The sequence below is a fragment of the Mesorhizobium sp. M1A.T.Ca.IN.004.03.1.1 genome (assembly GCF_003997555.1).
Taxonomy (GTDB): Bacteria; Pseudomonadota; Alphaproteobacteria; order Rhizobiales; family Rhizobiaceae; genus Mesorhizobium.
This window is the reverse complement of the sequence record NZ_RZTV01000006.1, coordinates 264,671-284,840: the sequence shown is the minus strand read 5'-3', so window position 1 is coordinate 284,840 and position 20,170 is coordinate 264,671. Positions and strand designations below refer to the sequence as shown.

General features: G+C 62.9%; 19 protein-coding genes and 1 riboswitch. Of the genes, 8 read left to right on the top strand and 11 right to left on the bottom strand.

What is annotated here, in order from left to right; translation table 11 throughout:
• Positions 1-904: 904 nt before the first annotated feature.
• Positions 905-1,378, bottom strand: a complete 474-nt coding sequence (locus EOD29_RS21135) for a hypothetical protein (protein ID WP_127247689.1) — start codon at positions 1,376-1,378, stop codon at positions 905-907.
• 46 nt (positions 1,379-1,424) lie between these two features.
• Here EOD29_RS21135 and EOD29_RS21130 point away from each other — a divergent pair, with 46 nt between their 5' ends.
• Complete coding sequence (locus tag EOD29_RS21130; protein WP_127247687.1) at positions 1,425-1,715, top strand: hypothetical protein; 291 nt, start codon at positions 1,425-1,427, stop codon at positions 1,713-1,715.
• A 25-nt stretch (positions 1,716-1,740) separates the two neighbouring features.
• Here EOD29_RS21130 and EOD29_RS35990 read toward each other — a convergent pair whose 3' ends face one another.
• Positions 1,741-1,959, bottom strand: a complete 219-nt coding sequence (locus tag EOD29_RS35990; RefSeq protein ID WP_067322755.1) for a hypothetical protein — start codon at positions 1,957-1,959, stop codon at positions 1,741-1,743.
• Between the two features lie 222 nt (positions 1,960-2,181).
• The gene (locus tag EOD29_RS21120; RefSeq protein WP_067322751.1) at positions 2,182-3,171 is read right to left on the bottom strand and encodes a LysR substrate-binding domain-containing protein; all 990 of its coding nucleotides are present in this window, start codon (positions 3,169-3,171) and stop codon (positions 2,182-2,184) included.
• Between the two features lie 293 nt (positions 3,172-3,464).
• Here EOD29_RS21120 and chvE point away from each other — a divergent pair, with 293 nt between their 5' ends.
• From chvE to araD1, 4 genes are all read left to right on the top strand, one after another.
• On the top strand, positions 3,465-4,535 hold the full coding sequence (gene chvE, locus EOD29_RS21115) for a multiple monosaccharide ABC transporter substrate-binding protein (RefSeq protein WP_066996783.1): 1,071 nt from the start codon (positions 3,465-3,467) through the stop codon (positions 4,533-4,535).
• A 188-nt stretch (positions 4,536-4,723) separates the two neighbouring features.
• Positions 4,724-6,259 (top strand): multiple monosaccharide ABC transporter ATP-binding protein, encoded by a 1,536-nt coding sequence (mmsA, locus tag EOD29_RS21110; protein ID WP_067322747.1) that lies wholly within the window; start codon positions 4,724-4,726, stop codon positions 6,257-6,259.
• A complete protein-coding gene (gene mmsB / locus EOD29_RS21105; RefSeq protein WP_066996778.1) occupies positions 6,256-7,548 on the top strand; it encodes a multiple monosaccharide ABC transporter permease in 1,293 nt (430 codons plus the stop codon). The genes mmsA and mmsB overlap by 4 nt, the downstream gene beginning before the upstream one ends.
• 208 nt (positions 7,549-7,756) lie before the next feature.
• Positions 7,757-8,746, top strand: a complete 990-nt coding sequence (araD1, locus tag EOD29_RS21100; protein ID WP_127247685.1) for an AraD1 family protein — start codon at positions 7,757-7,759, stop codon at positions 8,744-8,746.
• 49 nt (positions 8,747-8,795) lie between these two features.
• Here araD1 and EOD29_RS21095 read toward each other — a convergent pair whose 3' ends face one another.
• Both EOD29_RS21095 and EOD29_RS21090 read right to left on the bottom strand, forming a co-directional pair.
• Positions 8,796-9,563 (bottom strand): ABC transporter substrate-binding protein, encoded by a 768-nt coding sequence (locus tag EOD29_RS21095; protein ID WP_127247684.1) that lies wholly within the window; start codon positions 9,561-9,563, stop codon positions 8,796-8,798.
• Positions 9,564-9,645: 82 nt separating this feature from the next.
• Positions 9,646-10,740 (bottom strand): 2'-deoxycytidine 5'-triphosphate deaminase, encoded by a 1,095-nt coding sequence (locus EOD29_RS21090; protein WP_127247682.1) that lies wholly within the window; start codon positions 10,738-10,740, stop codon positions 9,646-9,648.
• A 135-nt stretch (positions 10,741-10,875) separates the two neighbouring features.
• Positions 10,876-10,953, top strand: a riboswitch (SAM riboswitch).
• A gap of 56 nt (positions 10,954-11,009) precedes the next feature.
• Here EOD29_RS21090 and EOD29_RS21085 point away from each other — a divergent pair.
• Positions 11,010-12,200: an O-succinylhomoserine sulfhydrylase gene (locus EOD29_RS21085; protein ID WP_127247681.1), complete on the top strand. Its 1,191-nt coding sequence runs from the start codon at positions 11,010-11,012 to the stop codon at positions 12,198-12,200.
• A gap of 41 nt (positions 12,201-12,241) precedes the next feature.
• On the opposite strand, the gene EOD29_RS21080 is transcribed toward EOD29_RS21085, so the two are convergent.
• A complete protein-coding gene (locus tag EOD29_RS21080) occupies positions 12,242-13,387 on the bottom strand; it encodes a ceramide glucosyltransferase (protein WP_127247679.1) in 1,146 nt (381 codons plus the stop codon).
• Positions 13,388-13,605: 218 nt separating this feature from the next.
• Between EOD29_RS21080 and apaG the strand changes: the two genes are divergently transcribed.
• A complete protein-coding gene (gene apaG, locus EOD29_RS21075) occupies positions 13,606-13,998 on the top strand; it encodes a Co2+/Mg2+ efflux protein ApaG (protein WP_066996767.1) in 393 nt (130 codons plus the stop codon).
• 51 nt (positions 13,999-14,049) lie between these two features.
• Here the strand turns inward: apaG and EOD29_RS21070 are convergent, their stop codons facing one another.
• The 3 genes from EOD29_RS21070 to EOD29_RS21060 all read right to left on the bottom strand — a co-directional run bounded on the left by EOD29_RS21070 (position 14,050) and on the right by EOD29_RS21060 (position 17,316).
• A complete protein-coding gene (locus EOD29_RS21070; RefSeq protein ID WP_127247677.1) occupies positions 14,050-15,081 on the bottom strand; it encodes an Hsp33 family molecular chaperone in 1,032 nt (343 codons plus the stop codon).
• A gap of 108 nt (positions 15,082-15,189) precedes the next feature.
• On the bottom strand, positions 15,190-16,101 hold the full coding sequence (argF, locus tag EOD29_RS21065) for an ornithine carbamoyltransferase (RefSeq protein ID WP_127215492.1): 912 nt from the start codon (positions 16,099-16,101) through the stop codon (positions 15,190-15,192).
• A 15-nt stretch (positions 16,102-16,116) separates the two neighbouring features.
• The gene (locus EOD29_RS21060; protein WP_095829193.1) at positions 16,117-17,316 is read right to left on the bottom strand and encodes an aspartate aminotransferase family protein; all 1,200 of its coding nucleotides are present in this window, start codon (positions 17,314-17,316) and stop codon (positions 16,117-16,119) included.
• A gap of 357 nt (positions 17,317-17,673) precedes the next feature.
• Between EOD29_RS21060 and EOD29_RS21055 the strand changes: the two genes are divergently transcribed.
• Positions 17,674-18,192 (top strand): GcrA family cell cycle regulator, encoded by a 519-nt coding sequence (locus EOD29_RS21055; protein WP_127247675.1) that lies wholly within the window; start codon positions 17,674-17,676, stop codon positions 18,190-18,192.
• Between the two features lie 81 nt (positions 18,193-18,273).
• Here the strand turns inward: EOD29_RS21055 and EOD29_RS21050 are convergent, their stop codons facing one another.
• Together EOD29_RS21050 and phoU are read right to left on the bottom strand one after the other, a co-directional pair.
• Positions 18,274-19,284, bottom strand: a complete 1,011-nt coding sequence (locus tag EOD29_RS21050) for a magnesium and cobalt transport protein CorA (protein ID WP_127247673.1) — start codon at positions 19,282-19,284, stop codon at positions 18,274-18,276.
• A gap of 120 nt (positions 19,285-19,404) precedes the next feature.
• The gene (gene phoU / locus EOD29_RS21045) at positions 19,405-20,130 is read right to left on the bottom strand and encodes a phosphate signaling complex protein PhoU (protein WP_095782918.1); all 726 of its coding nucleotides are present in this window, start codon (positions 20,128-20,130) and stop codon (positions 19,405-19,407) included.
• Positions 20,131-20,170: the final 40 nt, after the last annotated feature.

Below are 20,170 nucleotides of genomic sequence, written 5' to 3'. Positions count from 1 at the left end.
CGGATCACCCGCCTTACCCGGCAACAGCGCAGCGATGCGCGCCCACTGGACGTTCGTCAGTTCGTACCGTTTGGCCAAGGTCATATTTGCGACGCCCCTCAGCTTTCACATAAAGGAGGTTGTCGGCGTTATCGTGTCCATCAGAAAAGCGGTCCCAATTCCGCACCCAGGTATCGAAGACAACAAGCAATGCAACGTCCCCAGGCTCCCGGAGGCGAGATAGAAAGGTGTCTCCCCCGTCATGAGGTGTTCCATCAACCGCACTGGAAAAGAACAAAGGCGGCGCCATCTTGGCCCCATTCCTTTGCATGATTAGGTCAATCTGGCAGTCGTTGATTATGGCAAACGGCGGGACCTTCAGGCCAATCCAGGCAGCAAGTTCTCCTGCCACCAATTCTGAAACGAGTATCGAGGAACCCATCGGGTTCCCGACCGATTTGAGGAATCCTTCGCCGGCATCTGTGTCTACCCGAATGGGGCTGGTGCTTGAGCCAAATGACTCTATTTCCCGCAGCACCTCCGCCGGTCGACATACCGCCCCACAAGAAAGAGCCATGATGCTCCACCCATCCCAATCATCGATTGCATACATCGCAACAGGAGCGGAATCGAGTCTTGAGAAGGTCGCCCCTTTGAGGCATTTGCTCGTGCTTCATACGTTGCAGTTAAAGCCGAATTGGTTTAACAGCCGCTTTGAATTCATTGGCAAATTTTGTTGGAAAACGGGACCGGTTTTGGAGCTAAGTCGTTGTATTAGCTATTTTACGCACAGCTTCCCAAGCTGAACGCGCGGGTTCGATTCCCGCTACCCGCTCCATCCCTCGCTACAGTGCCGCGCGGTCGCAGCGATCTGGCAGAGCGTCCTCAAGCGGCCGAAGGCGAATGCGATCGTTGCCGTTAGCGGTCATGCCAGCACGCCGCAGAGGGGAAGATGCTTTGCGGCCTCGGCGGCTTCCATCCGCACGATGGTGTGCGACAGGCCGCCGTGTTTCTCGATCCACAGGCGAACCCAGTCGGGATATTGCGAGATCAGGTACTGCGCGGCGATTGCGTTCTCATGGGCGCCGACGCCGTAAGGCAGATGGAAGCCGAAGGATGCACGCGGCGTGATGCAAAGCTGCTCGGCGGGCAAAGACAGATAGAGCGTGCAGGCGCTGTCGCAGGCACCGTCAAATTCCACAGGCTCGTTCGCGGCGCGCAGCTCGGCGACGTGCAAAGCGAAGATCACGATCTGACCGCCGGGATTTTCCTGCACCGTTTCGGCATCTGCGGGCAGCGTTGTCAGGGCGGCGGCGAGGAACGCTAGCGCCTTGGCTATCAGCCTCCGCTTAACCCGCGCGCGCGGCAGATCGGCGTGCATATTGGTGACCTCGCTCATCCGGCGAGTCCAAGGCTAACATTGCGATGGTTAACAACAGGCAGCTTTGAAAACATCGAACATCCAGATCGCCCAACTGCCCGCATCCTCTCAACAGCAGGGGGACTGGAAAATCAACGTGCTTTTTGACCGCACTCCGAAGGGAGCCACCTCGTTCGGCGAAAGCGCGCAAACGAAAGAGCCGCTCGAAAGGCGAGGGGCTTGGGCCCTAGAAGAGAATCGCCGCGCGATCTATGGCGAAAAAGAAGCCAGCCACCTTGCGGCGGCCGGCTCTGGACCGGTCCATGACCACGTCTCGGTCCGGAATTCCGTAAAAACAGTTCTTTACTGCGGGTGAGCGGCTCTTATCCAAAACTGAACCGCTATGGACCCCTAAAGCCAAAAGCCAATCCAAACACGTTCGCGCCAGCAGCGGCGACGCCAGCGGCCACGACGCCAGTAGCGGCGGCAAACACGTCTCCAAACGCGGCGCCGTCTGCGGCGGCGACGGCCGTGATGCCAATGACGATGGTAAACCTGCTCCACTTCAGCACGTTCGTCTCCATCCTCGAAGACGGCGGTATCGGGCTTATCGAGTTCATCGAGAATTCCGTTGCCGCTTGGAATTCCGGCAACCGCCCTACTGGGGCCAGCCAGGGTTGCAATTGCCGCTGCCCCCGCAACGCCAAGCATTCCAGTTAGAAACAAGCGACGTTCCATAAAAGACCTCCCGATAGTTCAGCATCGGCAGGTGGTTCCCTCACCCAAACGGGCTCCAGCGAACTGCCGATCTGTTTGAACGCACAGGTAGCATTCTCGTTCCATTACCCCACTTCGCGCAGGATGAAGTCGTGCAGCATCTTGGCGGCGGGCGAGAGCGCCCGGTTCCTGACCGTGATCAGGCTGTAGGGCCGGACCTCGATGTCGAACTCGGTCTGAACGACATCGATCGCTCCGGACAGCCCGTCGCCGCTCTGGATGAACTTGGCCACCTGCACCGAAACGGGGGCGATGGCGTCAGATTGCGCCACCATTACCAGCGTCAAGAGCAGCGACGAGGTGTTGAGGATGCGGTCGGGAAGCGGGATGTTGCGGTTCAAGAAATTGCTTTCCATCGCCTGGCGCAGGGGCGAGCCGCCGGACTGGAAGACCCAATCATAGGCAGCCGTCTCCTCCAGGCCGACCATCCCGCCGCCGGCAAGCGGATGGCCGCGGCGCACGATCAGGCAGGCCTTCTCGATGCCGATGACGCGCGATTCGAACAGCCGCGGATTGAGGTCATCGGGGATGCGGGCGATGATGAAGTCGTGGCGGGAGGCGATCAGCTCGCGAGCGAGCACGTTCGAGGTCTCGACCTGCATGGTGATCTCGATGCGCGGATAGATGCGGCGGATCTCGCGAATCGCCGGCACCGCCAGTTCGATCGCCGGCGCAGTCACGGCGCCGAGAAACACCGAGCCGCCCTTGCCTGCCTTGAGTTCCGAAATCTCGCGGTCGGCTTCGCGCATTTCGAGCAGGATCGAGCGGGCGCGCCTGGCGAGCGCCTGGCCGTAAGGGGTCAGCGTCACGCCGCGCGGCAGCCGCTCGCACAATTTCACGTCGAGCACCGCCTCCATCTCGGCGATCATGCGCGAGGCCGCCGGCTGGGAAATATTCATCACCTGGGCGGCGGCGCTCACCCGTCCGTGATCGTCGAGCGCGGCGATCATTCGCATATGGCGCAGGCTCAGGCCGCTGCGCAGGAGCGTTTCGCCGTCCCCCGGAAGCTTCTCGTAACTCCCTGAAATCGCATCAGGATCGCGCAGCGCCGCCATGATTTCCCAGCCTCTCCGGCAGTTCTCTGCTCTACGCTAAATCATACCAGTTTCGGTATAGCAACCAGCAAAGATCGCATTTGACAGTTATGTCAAAGGGACACACCCTTCGCGCGTTCCGAGACGCAGCGATCGGCAACGAGCAAAATCGTATCGATTGAAACTGCGTCGCGGGGCCGATTGGGAGGATACCGGAGATCGATAAAGCCGACAGAGGCGCGACTGCGCTCCTGTTCGACTGCGCGGCCCGCGAAGCCCCGAGGTGTCGCGTCCATCAACCAGGGAGAGTAAATGTGAAGATCATCAAGACGCTGGCCGCCGTCGCGGCCCTTGGCATTGCCGCCACGACCTATTCGGCGCACGCCGCCGACAAGGGTCTCGTCGGCGTGCTGATGCCGACCAAGACCTCGCAGCGCTGGATCAACGACGGCGACGCCGTCAAGTCCCAGCTCGAAGCGCTGGGCTACACGGTCGACCTGCAATACGCGCAGGACGACATCCCGAACCAGCTCAGCCAGCTGGAAAACGAGATCACGAAAGGCCCGAAAGCGCTGATCATCGCTTCGATCGACGGCACCACCATGGCCGATGCGCTGCAGAAGGCCAATGACGCAGGCGTCGTCACCATCGCCTATGACCGGCTGATCAAGAAGACCCCGAATGTTGACTACTACACCACCTTCGACAATTTCGGCGTCGGCGTGATCCAGGCGAATTCCCTGGTCAAGGGCCTCAAGGAGCGCTTCCCGAACACCAAGCCGTGGAACGTCGAGCTGTTCGGCGGCTCGCCCGACGACAACAACGCCTTCTTCTTCTACAACGGCGCGATGTCGGTCCTGCAGCCGCTGATCGACGACGGCTCGATCAAGATCAAGTCCGGCCAGATGGGCATGGACAAGGTCGGCACGCTGCGCTGGCTCGCCGCCACCGCCCAGGCCCGCATGGACAACCTGCTCTCGGCCAACTACTCGGACGGCAGCCGCGTCGATGGCGTTCTGTCGCCCTATGACGGCCTGTCGCGCGGCATCACCGCCTCGCTGCGCGCTGTCGGCTACGGCACGGATGCTCAGCCCTGGCCGATCGTGACCGGTCAGGACGCCGAGACCGCCTCGGTCAAGCTGATCATTTCGGGCGAGCAGTATTCGACCGTGTTCAAGGACACCCGCGAGCTGGCCAAGGCCACCGTGCAGCTGGTCGACAAGGTGCTCTCCGGCGGCAAGCCCGACGGCCTCGACACCAAGACCTACAACAACGACGTCAAGGTCGTTCCCTCGATCCTCTTGACGCCGCACGAGGTCGACAAGTCGAACTACAAGGCGCTGGTCGTCGACTCCGGCTACATCAAGGCCGAAGAGCTGAAGTAATCCAGCCTTTAAGGGAGGGGTCCTGCGCGACGCAGGGCCCCTTTTCGTTCAGAAGCGACCCCGATATTGTTTTTGCCGGCTTCTGCAGCGCCATGCGCCATCGCGGCGCGAGCCAGACTGCAGTATGTTGATTTCGCGCATAACGTTTTCCGGAAACGGCAGGCATGCGCCAGGGAGCGGAATTCCTGATGAGCTCGACGATTTTGGAGATGCGCGACATCACCAAGACGTTCCCCGGCGTGAAGGCGCTGTCGAACGTCAACCTCAGCGTCGAGGAAGGAGAAATCCACGCCATCGTCGGCGAGAACGGCGCCGGTAAATCGACGCTGATGAAGGTGCTGTCGGGCGTCTACCCGACCGGTACCTATGAAGGCGAGATCGTCTTTCGCGGCCAGGAATGCCACTTCAAGGGTATCCATGACAGCGAGCATATCGGCATCGTCATCATCCACCAGGAACTTGCCCTGGTGCCGATGCTGTCGATCGCGGAAAACATCTTCCTGGGCAACGAGCACGCCAGCTACGGCGTCATCGACTGGAACGCCAACGAGAAGCGCACCAAGGCCCTGCTCGACAAAGTCGGCTTGAAGGAAGATCCCAAGACGCTGATCACCAATATCGGCGTCGGCAAGCAGCAACTGGTCGAGATCGCCAAGGCGCTCAGCAAGGAAGTGAAGCTGCTGATCCTTGACGAGCCGACCGCCTCGCTCAGCGAAAAGGACAGCCAGGCGCTGCTCGATCTTCTGCTCGAGTTCAAGCGCCAGGGCATGACCTCGATCCTGATCTCGCACAAGCTCAACGAGGTGAACCGCGTCGCCGACAAGGTTACGGTGATCCGCGACGGGCGCACCATCGAGACCCTGCCCAGGAAGGACATCAGCGAGGACCGGATCATCACTTCGATGGTCGGCCGCTCGCTCGACGACCGCTACCCGCCGCGCGAGCCGCAGATCGGCGAGGTTATTTTCGAAGTGAAGAACTGGTCGGTGTACCATCCGATCCACGCCGAGCGGCAGGTGATCAAGAACGTCAACCTCAATGTGCGCAAGGGCGAGGTGGTCGGCATTGCCGGGCTGATGGGCGCCGGCCGCACCGAATTCGCGATGAGCCTGTTCGGCCGTTCCTATGGCCGGCATATCAGCGGCGAGGTCCTGCTCAGGGGTAAGCCTCTCGATCTTTCGACGGTGAGCAAGGCGGTGGAGAACCGGATCGCCTATGTCACCGAGGACCGCAAGACCTTTGGCCTCAACCTTATCGACCACATCAAGCACAACGTGACGCTGGCCAATTTGGGAGGCGTCTCCAGCCGCGGCGTCATCGACGACATGCGCGAGATGAGCGTCGCCAACGACTATCGCAAGAAGACCAACATCCGCGCATCCAGCGTCTATCAGTTGACCGGCAATCTTTCGGGCGGCAACCAGCAGAAGGTGGTGCTGTCGAAATGGCTGTTCGCCGACCCGGAAGTGCTGATCCTCGACGAACCGACGCGCGGCATTGACGTCGGCGCCAAGTACGAAATCTACACGATCATCGCCCGCCTCGCCGCAGAGGGAAAGGCAATCGTCGTCATCTCGTCGGAAATGCCGGAATTGCTCGGCATCACCGACCGCATCTATGTCATGAACGAAGGGCGTATCGTCGGCGAAATGGCGGCAAGCGACGCCAGCCAGGAAAAGATCATGCGCGCCATCGTTCGGGGAGAAGGAAAAAAAGCCTCATGAGCACAGAAAGCGCTCCCGCGCCGCAGAGCGGCGTCGCCGAAGACGTCAAGCATGGTCCGCGTGTCGCCGTTTCGGCGCTGACGACGAACCTGCGCGAATACGGACTGATCATCGCGCTGATCGTCATCATGCTGTTCTTCCAGTACACGACGTCCGGCACGCTGTTCAAACCGGTCAACCTCAGCAACCTGGTGCAGCAGAACTCGTTCATCATCGTGATGGCGCTTGGCATGCTGCTGGTGATCGTCGCCGGCTATATCGACCTCAGCGTGGGATCGGTCGCCGGCTTCATCGGCGCGCTTGCCGCAATGATGATGGTCATCTGGCCGCTCGGTATATTCAGCAATCCTCTGGTGGTCTCTATCGTTTGCTTGATCGTCGGTGCGCTTATCGGCGCGGCGCAAGGCTATTGGATCGCCTATCACCGAATACCGAGCTTCATCGTGACGCTGGCGGGCATGCTGATCTTCCGCGGCATCTGCCAGGCACTGCTTGGCGGCGGCTCCTCGGTAGGTCCGCTTCCCGACAGCTTCAAGGCGTTGAGCTCCGGCTTCATCCCCGACGTCATCGGCCCGCTGACGCTCATTCCGCCGACGGTGAATGCCGCCGGCAAGACCATCGTCGGCAGCGGCCTTACGCTGCACATGACGACGATCGTGCTCGGTCTGGTCGCGGTGCTCGCCTATGCCTATTTCGGCTTCAGAACACGGCGTAAGCGCGAACGGCATGGCTATGAGGCCGAGCCCTTCCCGCTGTTCGTCGTCAAGACGCTGGTGGGCAGCGCGCTGGCGCTGTTCCTGGTCTTCCAGTTCGCCAGCTACAGGGGCCTGCCGGTGGTGCTTCTGGTGATGGGCGTGCTGATCTCGCTGTTCGTCTTCGTCACCAAGCGCATGACCATCGGCCGCCGCATCTATGCGATGGGCGGCAACGCCAAGGCGGCGCAGCTGTCGGGCATCAACACCGAAAGGCTGACGCTGCTCGTCTTCATCAACATGGGCGTGCTGTCGGCGCTCGGCGGCCTGATCATCGCCGCTCGCCTCGGCCAGGCCGTCCCGGCCGCCGGTCTGGGCAGCGAGCTCGACGTGATCGCCGCGGTCTTCATCGGGGGCGCCTCGGCGATGGGCGGTGTCGGACAGGTCATCGGCGCCGTGGTCGGCGGCTTCATCATGGGCGTGATGAACAACGGCATGTCGATCATGGGCGTCAATGTCGACTGGCAGCAGGTGGTCAAAGGCCTGGTGCTGCTCGGTGCCGTCATCTTCGACGTCTACAACAAGAACAAGGCGTAGAGGCCGGAGGCAAGGACTAAGGAGGCATACGGGTTCTAGATCGCGAAGCTGCCGGCAACCCGTCGGCGCGAAGAAGTCCTGGAAGGACCAGGCTCGCGAGTGCAATCCGGACGAAGAGTTTCAACCGTGGCGCGGATCGGTTCCGGGCCGCGCCGGTCAGGGCTTGCCAATCGGCAGCCGGGCCAAGGCAAAAGAGAGAGGGTTCATCATGCTGATTTCCCAGATCCTCGATGACGCCGAGACGATCCGCGTCGTTGCCCGCAGCGGCGGCAAGACCCGGATCATCAACGGCGCGCGCAGCGTCTATTCGCTGGCGATGGAGGCAGCCCGCACCGGCACCGGGCTCGAGGCGCTGATCGAGCGCAAGGGCTATGGCGAAACGGTAGACCTCGACGCTGTCTACAAGAAGGGACGCCTGGTATCGCCAATCAACCATCCCGACCCCGCGCATCTCCATCTTACCGGCACCGGGCTCACACATCTCGGCTCCGCCGCGACGCGCGATTCCATGCACAAGAAGCTCAGCGACGGCGAGGAGCAACTCACCGATTCCATGAAGATGTTCCGCATGGGGCTGGAGGGCGGCAAGCCGGCAAAGGGCCAGATCGGCGTGCAGCCGGAATGGTTCTACAAGGGCAACGGCACCATGGCGGTGGCGCCGGGTGCCGCGCTGATGTCGCCGGCCTTCGCGCAGGACGCCGGCGAGGAGCCGGAGATCGCCGGCATATACGTGATCGGCGACGACGGCGCGCCGTTCCGAGTCGGCTTCACGCTGTCCAACGAGTTTTCCGACCATGTGACAGAGCGCGTGAACTATCTGTTCCTCGCCCATTCCAAGCTGCGCAACGCCTCGTTCGGACCGGAAATCCTGATCGGCGAGCTGCCCGCCGACATCAGGGGCTCTTCACGAATCTGGCGCGACGGCAAAGTGCTTTGGGAAAAGCCGTTCCTGTCCGGCGAGGCGAACATGTCGCACACCATCGCCAATCTCGAGCATCACCACTTCAAATATTCGGCCTTCCGCCAGCCGGGCGACGTGCATGTGCACATGTTCGGCACCGCCACACTCTCGTTCGCAGACGGCGTCAGGACCGAAGAAGGCGACACGTTCGAGATCGAGGCCAAGGATTTCGGCCTGCCGCTGCGCAACCCGCTCGAGATCGAGAAGCCAGTGAAGGTGGCGGTGAAGGCGCTGTGAGGTTAGAGCGTGATCTCCCCCACGAGGGGGGAGATTGGCAGCCTCAACCTCAATAAATATCGAAATCGAAATACTTCGACTGGATCTTCTTGTAGGTGCCGTCGGCAACAATGGCGTCGATTGCCGCGTTGAGGCGGTCGCGCAGGGCGGTGTCCTCCAGGCGCACGGCGATGCCGGCCTCGGTCTCGGTGCCCTTGACGTCGCCCACCAGCTTGCAGCAGCCGTCGCTCGCCTTCTTCATCCAGTCGACCAGCACGAACTTGTCCGAGATGACGGCGTCGAGCCGGCCGTTGAGCAGATCGGTGACCGCGTCTTCCTGGGTCGGGTAGAGCTTCGCCTCGGCGCCGGCCTTGGCGTAGACGTCCTGGACGTAGTTGGCCTGGGTGGTCGAGGCCTGGGCACCTACCGTCTTGCCGGCAAGCGAGGCCGGCTCGGTCGAGGCGATGTCGGCGTCCTTCAGGGCGACCAGCGCAAGCGGCGTGGTGTAGTATTTGTGGGTGAAGGCGACCTGCTTCTTGCGTTCCTCGGTGATGCTCATCGAGGCGATGATGGCGTCGAATTTCTTGGCCTGCAGGGCCGGAATGATGCCATCCCAATCCTGGGTGACGATCTCGCATTCGACCTTCATCTGCGCGCAGAGCGCATTGGCGACGTCGATGTCGAAGCCTTCGACCTTGCCGTCCGGCGTGATGGTGTTGAAGGGCGGATAGGCGCCCTCGGTGCCGATCTTGATCTTTTCGGCCGCGTCTACCGAACCGACGCCGAGCGCCAGCATGGCGGCGGCCGCGGCCGACAGGATCCATCTGGATGTCTGCATTTTCATCCCCTTGCGTTCAGTTGCTACATTGTCGGACGCAGCCAAGCACGGCACGCGAGGCCGGGCAAGCACAGCCTGGCGATCAGCGCGCGGCGCGAAAATGCTTGGAGAGCTTCAGCCCCTGCGCCTGATAGTTGGAGCCCAGCTCGCTGCCATAGAGTGCCTGCGGGCGCTTCAGCATATGCTCGTAGACGAGGCGACCGACGATCTGGCCGTGGTCGAGGATGAACGGCACCTCGTGGCTGCGCACTTCAAGCACCGCGCGACTGCCGCTGCCGCCGGCGGCGGAATGGCCGAAGCCCGGGTCGAAAAAGCCGGCATAGTGGACGCGGAACTCGCCGACCAGCGGATCGAAAGGCGTCATCTCGGCGGCATAGAGCGGCGGCACGTGCACGGCTTCGCGAGAGACCAGGATGTAGAACTCGTCCGGGTCGAGCACGAGCTCGCCGGCCCCGCTCTTGTAGAGCGGTTCCCAGAAGTCGACCACATCCTGAGCGGCGCGCTTGTCGACGTCGACGAGGCCGGTGTGGTGCTTGCCGCGATAGCCGACCAGGCCATCCTTGTCGCCGTCGAGATCGATAGAGAGCGCAATGCCGCCGCCGGAGATGTTGGGCGGCTCGGTCGCAACCAGCATCTCGGCGTGATGGAGGTCACGCAACTCATTCTCCGACAGCACGGCGTTGCCGGTGCGGAAGCGGATCTGCGACAGGCGCGAGCCGGCGCGCACGACGATCGGGAAGGTGCGCGGGCTGACCTCGAGGTAGAGCGGGCCATGATAGCCGGCGACGATCTTATCGAATTCATGGCCGCGGTCGGTCATGACACGCGTGAAAATGTCGAGCCGTCCGGTCGAGCTCTTCGGGTTGGCCGAAGCCGAGACTTCCGCTGGCAGCGCCAGGCTTTCCTGCAGCGGCACGATGTAGACGCAGCCCGTCTCCAGCACCGCACCCTCGGCGAGGTTGATCTCATGCAGCTTCAGCCGGTCCAGCTTGTCGGCCACCAGATGATCGGGACCGGGCAGAAAGGAAGCCCGCACGCGAAAGGCCTTGTCGCTAAGTCTGAGATCGAGGCTGGCCGGCTGGATCTGGTTGGTGTCGAGCGCGCGCGGCGACTTCAGCGCGCCCGACTGGAAGAGCGCCGCGATGTCCTGATCCGGAAGAATGCCTGTCTGCCGCAATGTCTGGCTCCGGGCGAAGTCATTGTCGTCGCAGTTTCCTGTCGCAAAACCGCGGGACACTTTTGCGGAGGCTGCCTGGTACAACCCTCTTAATCAAGCCGGCAATTGACGCAAGCGCGGTGCGGGTCTAAAGGGTCGTTATCCCGTGGTGATTTGGCCGGTCGGCTTGCAGCCACGTTAAACAAGTCGCTAAAGGACCGTCGGGCCGCAAGGCCGTATGGACCGGTTGCGACGTCGCGGCCGGTTTTTTTGTGTTTGGAAGCAGGGCGATGACCAAGACGCGTAACTGGAAACCTCAGACGGCACTCGTGCATGGCGGGACGCTGCGTTCCGGCTTCGGCGAGACCGCCGAGGCGATGTATCTCACCCAGGGCTATGTCTACGAGACGGCCCAGGCAGCGGAAGCCCGCTTCAAGGGCGAGGAACCCGGCTTCATCTATTCGCGCTACGCCAACCCGACCGTCGATATGTTCGAGAAGCGCATGTGCGCGCTGGAAGGCGCGGAAGACGCACGTGCCACCGCTTCCGGCATGGCCGCCGTGTCCGCCGCCCTGCTCTGCAGCGTCAAGGCCGGCGATCACATCGTTGCGGCGCGAGCCCTGTTCGGTTCCTGCCGCTGGGTGGTCGAGACGCTGGCGCCGCGCTATGGCATCGAGGCGACGCTGATCGACGGCACCGACATTGCCAATTGGGAAAAAGCGGTCAGGCCGAACACCAAGCTGTTCTTCCTGGAAAGCCCGACCAACCCGACGCTGGAAGTGGTCGATATCGCCGCTGTCGCCGCTTTAGCCAATTCGATCGGCGCACGCGTGATCGTCGACAACGTCTTTGCCACGCCGCTGCAGCAGAAGCCGCTGCAGCTCGGCGCCCATATCGTGGTCTACTCGGCGACCAAGCATATCGACGGACAAGGCCGCTGCCTCGGCGGCGTCATCCTGTCGGACAAGAAGTGGATCGACGAGAACTTGCACGACTATTTCCGGCACACCGGCCCGAGCCTGTCGCCATTCAACGCATGGACGCTGCTGAAGGGCCTCGAGACGCTGCCGCTGCGCGTGCGCCAGCAGACCGAAAGCGCCGGCAAGATCGCGGACTTCCTGGCTGGCCGGGCGGAGATCGCCCGCGTCATCTATCCGGGCCGGGCCGACCATCCCCAGGCGGATATCGTCAGGAAGCAGATGTCGGGCGGCTCGACGCTGATCTGCCTTGACGTCAAGGGCGGCAAGCAGGCGGCCTTCGCCTTGCAGAACGCGCTCGACATCGTGCTGATCTCGAACAACCTCGGCGACGCAAAGAGCCTGATCACGCATCCGGCGACGACGACGCACAAAAACCTCAGCGACGAGGCGCGCGCCGAGCTCGGCATCGGACCAGGCACGCTCAGGCTCTCCGTCGGGCTGGAGGATACCGACGACCTGCTCGCCGACATCGAACAGGCGCTCAAGGCGGCGAAGGAATGAACCGCCACGGCTGCAAAGAGCGCGCTTGAGCCGCAGCCGGCTCAAGCAATCTCTTCGAGTTCAGTCATCCCGCTGTTGCGGATGGTCATTGCGTTGCCACGCCATTCGACGGCTCCGCCAAGCCAGCCGCGCGCCCAGATGGCGGGAAGCATCACGTCGCGCACGATCATCGCGGTGACGCTGCGCGGCGACAGATACCAGCCCTTGGACCAGGCGAGCATGCATTCGGGCACATAGGCGATCGCCAGCACGCAGAGCGCGGTCGCGGGCAGGCTGACACCGGCGCTTGCCGCCGCGATCAGCGCCAGAAGCAGCGGCGCGACCACACCGGTCAGGATTTCGGGCGCGAAGAACAATGGGAAGGTGACGCGGCGCAGCCGCGCCCAGCGCGCCTGGCGCGACCAGATTTCGGCGAGCGTGCGCTGGCCGAGCGGCTGCTCGAAGGGCGCGGCCACGAGATTGACCCGAAGGCCAAGGCTGTTGACCAGCTTGGTCGCCGCCGCGTCCTCGGCGATTTCGGCGGCCAAAGCCTGGATGCCGCCATTTGCATCCAGCATCGGCTTGTTCCACAGCATGCTCTTGCCCTGGGCGAAGCCAAGGCCGAGCGCTTCGCCGGCATATTGCCAGCGCGCCTGCAGCGTGTTGAGGAAGACGCATTCGACTTCGGCCCAGAAACCGTCCGGCCGCGAGCCGATCGGCGTCGAGCAGACGAGGCCGGTGTCCGGTCCCCAGGCCGCCATCAGATGCTGGACATAGTCCTTGGGCATCAGCACGTTGGAATCGGCGAGGATCACCCAGTCGTGCCGCGCCGCCTGCCAGCCCTTGATGCAGTTGTTGAGCTTGGGATTGGCGCTGATCCTGTCATCGCCGACGAGGAGCCGCGCCGGAACATTCGGAAATCGCGCGATGGCGGCGTTGATCAGCTTGACCACGGGATCTTCGGCGTGCGCGACGCAGAAGATCATTTCGTAGCGCGGCCAATCGAGCGAGAAGGCGCGGTCGAGCGTCTCCTGCGTGAACGGCTCCACGCCGCGCGACGGCACGACGATCGAGACAGGCGGCTGTTTGCTGGAAGGCGGAGGAATGACCCGCCTGGGCTTCAGCCGCGACGATGCGAGCAGGATGCTGGCAAGGTTGGAAAAAAGAAGGGCCGAGGAAGCAAAGGCGGCTGCGAGGGTCAGTTCCATCGAGATCTGGTCACTCCGGAAAGGCCGCCCGCGGCCGTTTCATCACTCGACAAAGCGCCCGAGTCGCCCGCACGGTTTGTGCACACCAACATTGTCATGTGTCACTTAAATGACATTGTTTGTCGGCACTTGCGGTGGAAAAGCCGGCAGGCTGGCGACGCTGCGGAGGTAGAACCGCGAAGCGCGCTAAAATGTTCCCTGCGGCACCGGAGTGGCTCATGTATCGCGCCGTGACGCGCAACATCGAAGTGCAGGTCAGGCCGTTCTATCTGGAGGACCGTTCCGATCCGTCCGAGAACCGTTATGTATGGGGCTACCAGGTGACGATCGACAACCGGTCGGACGAGTTCGTGCAGCTTCTGTCGCGCTACTGGCACATCACCGACGGGCGTGGCCGAGTCGAAGAGGTGCGCGGCGAGGGCGTGGTCGGCGACCAGCCGGAGCTCAACCCCGGCGACAGCTATCAGTACACGTCGGGATGCCCGCTCTCGACGCCATCCGGCATCATGGTCGGCCACTACACGATGCGCAACGGCCGCGGCGAAACGTTCGACGTCGCCATTCCGGCTTTCTCGCTCGATATGCCGGGAACGAAAAGGACGGTGAATTAAAGAACTCGAGTTCCCGCCTCCGCAAAGCGGGGGCGAGGAACCGGAGCTTTCTCACTCCGCCGCAAACTCCGCCGGATCGAAGTCGTACTGCGTCGAGCAGAACTCGCAAGCGACATGGATGCCGCCGTCCTCGGTCGAGTCCTTGATCTCCTCGGCCGAAAAGCCTTCGAGAATGCCTCGGATTTTGTCGCGCGAGCAGGAGCACTGATCGGCGACCGGCACACCGCGGAAGACGCGCACGCCGTGCTCGTGGAACAGCCGGTAGAGCAGCCGCTCGGCGCCCACCGTCGGATCGATGAGCTCGGTCGGCTCGATGGTGCCGAGCAGCGCCAAGAGTTCCCGCCAGGAATTGTCGGCCGGTTCGTGCGCCACGTCTCGTGGATCGCCATCCCCGCCCGAAATGTCGGGCACGCGCATGCGTTCGGGCGCCTGCGGCAGGAACTGCGCCAGGATACCGCCGGCGCGCCATTGCTCGCGGGCCCCGCCCGGGCCCGGGGTCACCAGCTTCGCAACCGACATCCTCAGATCGGTCGGGATCTGCTCCGACTGGCGGAAATAGGTGCGCGCGGCTTCTTCCAGCGATGTGCCGTCGAGTTGGACGATGCCCTGATAGCGCTGCGTGTGCGCGCCCTGATCGATGGTCAGGGCCAGGACGCCGGTGCCGAGCAGCTTCTCCTGCGAGATCTCGCCCGAGGCAATCAGCGCCTGCAGCCGGTCGGCGTCGAAGCGCGCATAGGCGCGCAACGAATGCGGCGTGGTGAAGTCCGCCACCAGCATGTCGACCGGTCCGTCGGTGCGGGTCTGCAGGATGAACTTGCCCTCGAATTTCAGCGACGTGCCGAGCAGCACGGTGAGCACGCAGGCCTCCGCCAGCAGGCGCGCGACCGGCTCGGGATAATCGTGGCGGCTGAGAATGGCGTCGAGCATCGGCCCGAGCTGCACCGTGCGGCCGCGCACATCCAGGGGCGCTACTTCGTAAGGCACGACATGGTCGTCGCCTGCGAAGCCGAATTCGCCGAGTTTGGGTTGATGCTCAGCCAAGGAAAGCGTTTCCAGCATGACAAAACTCCGGGGCGCATCCATCCCGCTTTCCAGGCGGCATGGGTCGAAGCGCGTTCGATTTCAGTGATGGCCCGCAAATAGGCATCACACATCCCCGGATCAAGTTGGCGCGGATCAAGTCGACCCCGGTCAAGCGCCCAGGCACCATGCCAGCACCGCCTTCTGGGCGTGCAGCCGGTTCTCGGCCTCGTCGAAGACCACCGAATGCGGTCCGTCGATCACCTCGTCGGTGACCTCCTCGCCGCGATGCGCAGGCAGGCAGTGCATGAAAAGCGCGTCGGACTTCGCCCTCGCCATCAGCGCGGCGTTGACCTGGTAGGGCAGGAAGACGTTATGGCCGCGGGCGCGATGCTCCTGGCCCATCGATACCCAGCTGTCGGTGACGACGCAATCGGCCTGGTCGACGGCCTCTTCGGCCGAGCCGGCAAACCTCACCTTGCCGCCATTGGCCTTCGCCCAGTCGACATATTTCTCGAACGGCTCGCTGCCCTCCGGCACGGCGACATTGAGGTTGAAGCGGAACCGCGCCGAGGCTTCTAGAAGCGAGTGCAGCACATTGTTGCCGTCACCTGTCCAGGCGAAGGTCTTGCCGGCCACCGGACCGCGATGCTCCTCATAGGTCATGATGTCGGCCATCAGCTGGCAGGGATGGGTATCGTCGGTCAGCCCATTGATCACGGGCACGGTCGCGTTTTCGGTGAGTTCCAGCAACCGGTCATGCGAGGTGGTGCGGATCATGATGGCATCGACATAGCGCGACAGCACCTTGGCGGTGTCGGCGATGGTTTCAGAACGGCCGAGCTGCATCTCGGTGCCGGTCAGCATGATGGTCTCGCCGCCGAGTTGGCGCATGCCGACGTCGAAGGAAACGCGCGTGCGCGTCGAAGGCTTGTCGAAGATCATCGCCAGCACCTTGCCCTCGAGCGGCTTCGAACGCTCGCCGGCCTTGAGCCTGGTCTTTCGCGCCATCGCATCGTCCAGCATGATGCGCAGATCGCCTGCGGAAACGGCGGACAGATCGGTGAAGTGACGAACGCTCATCGGCAGATTCCAGAACTACTTCGCGGCTTCGGCCGCGATCGCGTCGGTCAGGCCCTTGGCGCCCGACCGAATGCGCTTCAGCGCCTCGCCGATCTCCTCGTCGGTGACGGTGAGCGGCGGCAAAAGCCGAATGACGTTGTCGCCCGCCGGCACCGCAAGCAAGTGCTGGTCGCGCAGCGCCATGTTAACCTTGGCGTTGGGCATGGCACATTTCAGCCCAAGCATCAGGCCGGTTCCCCGGATGCCTTCGATGACCTCGGGAAATTCGTCGCCGACCGCCGCCAGTCCCTGCTTCAGCAGCAACGCCTTGCGCTGAACGTCCTCGAGGAAGCCGTCGGCCAGCACGACGTCGAGCACGGCATTGCCCACCGCCATCGCCAGCGGATTGCCGCCGAAAGTGGTGCCGTGCACGCCGGCCGTCATGCCGGCCGCCGCTTCGTCGGTCGCGAGGCAGGCACCCATCGGAAACCCGCCGCCGATGCCCTTGGCGATCGCCATCAGGTCAGGCGTGACGCCCGCCCACTCATGCGCGAACAGCTTGCCGGTGCGCCCGATGCCGCACTGGACCTCGTCGAAGATCAGAAGCAGGCCGTGCCGGTCACAGAGCTGCCGAAGCCGCTTCAACGACTGCGTCGGCACCGGGCGGATGCCGCCCTCGCCCTGCACCGGTTCGATCAGGATAGCCGCGGTTTCCGGTGTGATCGCCTTCTCGGCGGCATCGATATCGTCGAACGCGACCTGGTCGAAGCCCTCGACCTTCGGACCGAAACCCTCGAGATATTTGTACTGACCGCCGGCAGCGATCGTCGCCAGCGTGCGGCCGTGGAAGGCGCCCTCGAAAGTGATGATGCGGAAACGCTCCGGATGGCCTTTGACGAACTGATAGCGCCTGGCCGACTTGATGGCGCATTCCAGAGCCTCGGCGCCCGAATTGGTGAAGAACACCTTGTCGGCGAAGGTTGCATCGACCAGCCTTTCGCCCAGCCGGCGCTGCTCCGGGATCTCGTAGAGATTGGAGACGTGCCACAGCTTGGCCGCCTGCCCGGTGAGCGCCGCGACCAGATGCGGATGGCTGTGGCCCAGCGAGTTCACGGCGATGCCGCCGGCGAAGTCGAGATATCGCTCGCCCTTGTCGGTGACCAGCCAGGTCCCCTCCCCGCGGTCGAAGGCCAGGGGTGCGCGAGCAAAAGTCTCGTAAAGCGCCGAACCGCTCATTATATGCGTCTCCGGAACCGGAAATCAAAAAAGCCGCCAATGCGGCGGCCTTTGCGGCTTATCATGTTTTTCGGCCATGAAGTCAACGAAAAGGTCGCGCAGAAGCGCGCGGCAAGGCTCCAGCGCCACGCCGGCCCATCAGCGGTTGGGCAAGTTGGGGAAAACCGTAAAAACCGAATCGGTGTTGCCCTGAGGACTCTTGTCACCGAGTCAGCGCATAAGGTAATTGTAGTCGAGAAATAACTAGATTTCGTGCGGCGGATCTAATCACCCGGTACATGTGGTGTCGTTTGCCCGGCGAGAGCCGGCTCGGGAAAGGATTCTGACCGCCGCACGCCTCAGCAGGAGCGCGGTCTCATGAACTGGACTGACGAGCGGGTCGAACTTCTCAGGAAATTGTGGTCGGAGGGTCTCAGCGCCAGCCAGATCGCCGCGCAGCTCGGCGGCGTGAGCCGCAATGCCGTCATCGGCAAGGTGCATCGCCTGAAACTGTCGGGCCGCGGCCGCGCGACCACGGCGCCGGCACGGCAGAAGAAGGCCACGCAGGGCGCCTCGATGCAGAAGTCCGTGGCTCGTGCCGCCAGCGCAGCCCGTCATGTGACGGCCTCCATCGGCGCGACCGCTCTGCAGGTGCAGTTCGAGGCGGAGCCGGTGGCGCGCCATTATATCCGCCCGGTCGAGAACGTTGTCGTGCCAATCTCGCGCAACCTGCAGCTCGTCGAGCTGACCGAGCGCACCTGCAAATGGCCCAACGGCGATCCGCTGTCGGAAGACTTCAGCTTCTGCGGCAACGACGCTGGCGAAACCGGGCCGTACTGCAAATACCATGCAAGGGTGGCGTTCCAGCCGGCGGCGGAAAGGCGCAGAAGCCGCTAAGCGAATAGCGAATAGCGAACGAAATAGGAATAACATCGGTATTCGAGTTCGGCACAAGCTTCTTTATCGCTATTCGCTATTTCACAGCCATCCATTCTTCCTGAACCGCCAATACAGAAACGCGCAGATCAGCGCGATGGCGGTCAGCACGGTCGGGTAGCCGTATTCCATCTTCAGTTCAGGCATGTCGTCGAAATTCATGCCGTAAATGCCGGCGAAGGCCGTCGGCACCGCCAGGATGGCCGCCCATGAGGCCAGCTTCTTGGAGATCGCCGTTTCCTGGCTCTGTCCGACCAGAAGGCTTGCCTCGAAGGCGAAGGCGAGCACCTCGCGCAGACTGTCGATCTTTTCCTGCACGGTGCGGATGTGGTCCGTCACGTCACGGAACAGCGGATGCATGGCGGCATGGATCTGCGGCAGCTCGGCGCTGGTCAGCCGCCGGCAGACCTCGACCAGCGGCAGCGCCGCGTTGCGCAGCCTGAGCAGATCGCGGCGCAGCATGTAGAGCCGCTCGATGTCGCCACCGCTCATCGGCTTCAGCAGCACCTTGTCCTCGATCTGCTCGACCTCGTCCTCGATCTGCTCGAGCACAGGCATGTAGTTGTCGACGATGAAGTCGAGAATTGCATAGAGGACGAAATCCTCGCCCTTGGCGAGCGAGGACGGGCAGCTTTCCCAGTGCTGGCGCACCGCGGCGTAAGAGGTCGACGGGCCATGCCTGACGCTGACGATATAGCCGGTGCCGACGAAGAGATGCGTCTCGCCGAAGGTGACGCGGCCATCGATCAGTTGCGCTGTGCGGGCGACGATGAACAAGGCATCGCCATACTGTTCGATTTTCGGCCGCTGATGCGGGTGTTCTGCGTCTTCGATCGCCAGATCGTGCAGGTGGAACTGCGCCTGCACCCTAAGCAGCAGGTTGCGGTCCGGCTCGAGCAGGCCGATCCAGACGACGTGCCCGGGCTTTGCCGCCCATAGGCCGGCCTCTTCGATCGTAATGTCAGCGACGCGCTTGCCGGCGGAATAGACGCTGGACGCAACAATGCCGGAGGTCGGCTGCGGGGCCGGGGTCAGGTTTCGAACTTGCTCCATCGCAAACCTCCCGAGACGGCGACTGACAAAATTGCTGCACCTGGAGGAGCTTAGCCTAAATTAGAAAGCCGTTCGAGTGGCCGCCCTTCACTTGGCCGATCTTGGGTCGCCGATACCGCGTCACCCGGCCGATAGTGGGCCAGGCAACACCACCTGGTCGGTCTTGTCGCCCTTCGGCCGCTCGGCCGGCATCTGGTCGCCGGTGACGATGTAATAGATGGTTTCGGCGATGTTGGTGGCGTGGTCGCCGATCCGCTCGATGTTCTTGGCGCAGAACAGCAAGTGGGTGCAGGGCGTGATGTTGCGCGGATCTTCCATCATATAGGTCAGAAGTTCGCGGAACAGCGAAGTGTACATGGCGTCGATCTGGTCGTCGCGGTCGCGCACGAAGCCGATCTTCTCGACCGAGCGCGAGGCATAGACGTCGAGCACTTCCTTAAGCTGCGTCAGCGCCAGATCGGCTAGCGCCTTCAAGCCGCGGAAGAGGCTGCTCGGCTGGCGGCCGTCAATGACCGCCGCGACGCGCTTGGCGACGTTCTTGCCGAGATCGCCGACGCGCTCGATGTCGGCCGAGATGCGGATGGCGCCGACGATCTCGCGCAGGTCCGTCGCCATCGGCTGACGCCTGGCGATGATGACGATCGCCTTGTCGTCGATCTCGCGCTGCCCCTCGTCGAGGACGAGATCGTCCTGGATGACTTTCTGTGCCAAGCCCGGATCGGCGTTCACGAGGGCGGCGACAGCCTGCTCGACCATGCGCTCGGCATGCCCGCCCATGGCGGCGATACGCTTCGACAGGAATTTCAGTTCTTCGTCATAGGCACTGACAATGTGGACGGACTGCATCGATATGCCTTCCCGGTTTCTGCCGGCTGGTGCGTTCCCT

Bases quoted from the DNA above. Each gene is read 5' to 3' on its own strand.
- EOD29_RS21135 (WP_127247689.1), bottom strand. From the start codon at position 1,378: ATGAGCGAGGTCACCAATATGCACGCCGATCTGCCGCGCGCGCGGGTT.
- EOD29_RS35990 (WP_067322755.1), bottom strand. From the start codon at position 1,959: ATGAACTCGATAAGCCCGATACCGCCGTCTTCGAGGATGGAGACGAAC.
- EOD29_RS21120 (WP_067322751.1), bottom strand. From the start codon at position 3,171: ATGGCGGCGCTGCGCGATCCTGATGCGATTTCAGGGAGTTACGAGAAG.
- mmsA (WP_067322747.1), top strand. From the start codon at position 4,724: ATGAGCTCGACGATTTTGGAGATGCGCGACATCACCAAGACGTTCCCC.
- mmsB (WP_066996778.1), top strand. From the start codon at position 6,256: ATGAGCACAGAAAGCGCTCCCGCGCCGCAGAGCGGCGTCGCCGAAGAC.
- araD1 (WP_127247685.1), top strand. From the start codon at position 7,757: ATGCTGATTTCCCAGATCCTCGATGACGCCGAGACGATCCGCGTCGTT.
- EOD29_RS21095 (WP_127247684.1), bottom strand. From the start codon at position 9,563: ATGCAGACATCCAGATGGATCCTGTCGGCCGCGGCCGCCGCCATGCTG.
- EOD29_RS21085 (WP_127247681.1), top strand. From the start codon at position 11,010: ATGACCAAGACGCGTAACTGGAAACCTCAGACGGCACTCGTGCATGGC.
- EOD29_RS21080 (WP_127247679.1), bottom strand. From the start codon at position 13,387: ATGGAACTGACCCTCGCAGCCGCCTTTGCTTCCTCGGCCCTTCTTTTT.
- apaG (WP_066996767.1), top strand. From the start codon at position 13,606: ATGTATCGCGCCGTGACGCGCAACATCGAAGTGCAGGTCAGGCCGTTC.
- EOD29_RS21070 (WP_127247677.1), bottom strand. From the start codon at position 15,081: ATGGATGCGCCCCGGAGTTTTGTCATGCTGGAAACGCTTTCCTTGGCT.
- argF (WP_127215492.1), bottom strand. From the start codon at position 16,101: ATGAGCGTTCGTCACTTCACCGATCTGTCCGCCGTTTCCGCAGGCGAT.
- EOD29_RS21060 (WP_095829193.1), bottom strand. From the start codon at position 17,316: ATGAGCGGTTCGGCGCTTTACGAGACTTTTGCTCGCGCACCCCTGGCC.
- EOD29_RS21055 (WP_127247675.1), top strand. From the start codon at position 17,674: ATGAACTGGACTGACGAGCGGGTCGAACTTCTCAGGAAATTGTGGTCG.
- EOD29_RS21050 (WP_127247673.1), bottom strand. From the start codon at position 19,284: ATGGAGCAAGTTCGAAACCTGACCCCGGCCCCGCAGCCGACCTCCGGC.
- phoU (WP_095782918.1), bottom strand. From the start codon at position 20,130: ATGCAGTCCGTCCACATTGTCAGTGCCTATGACGAAGAACTGAAATTC.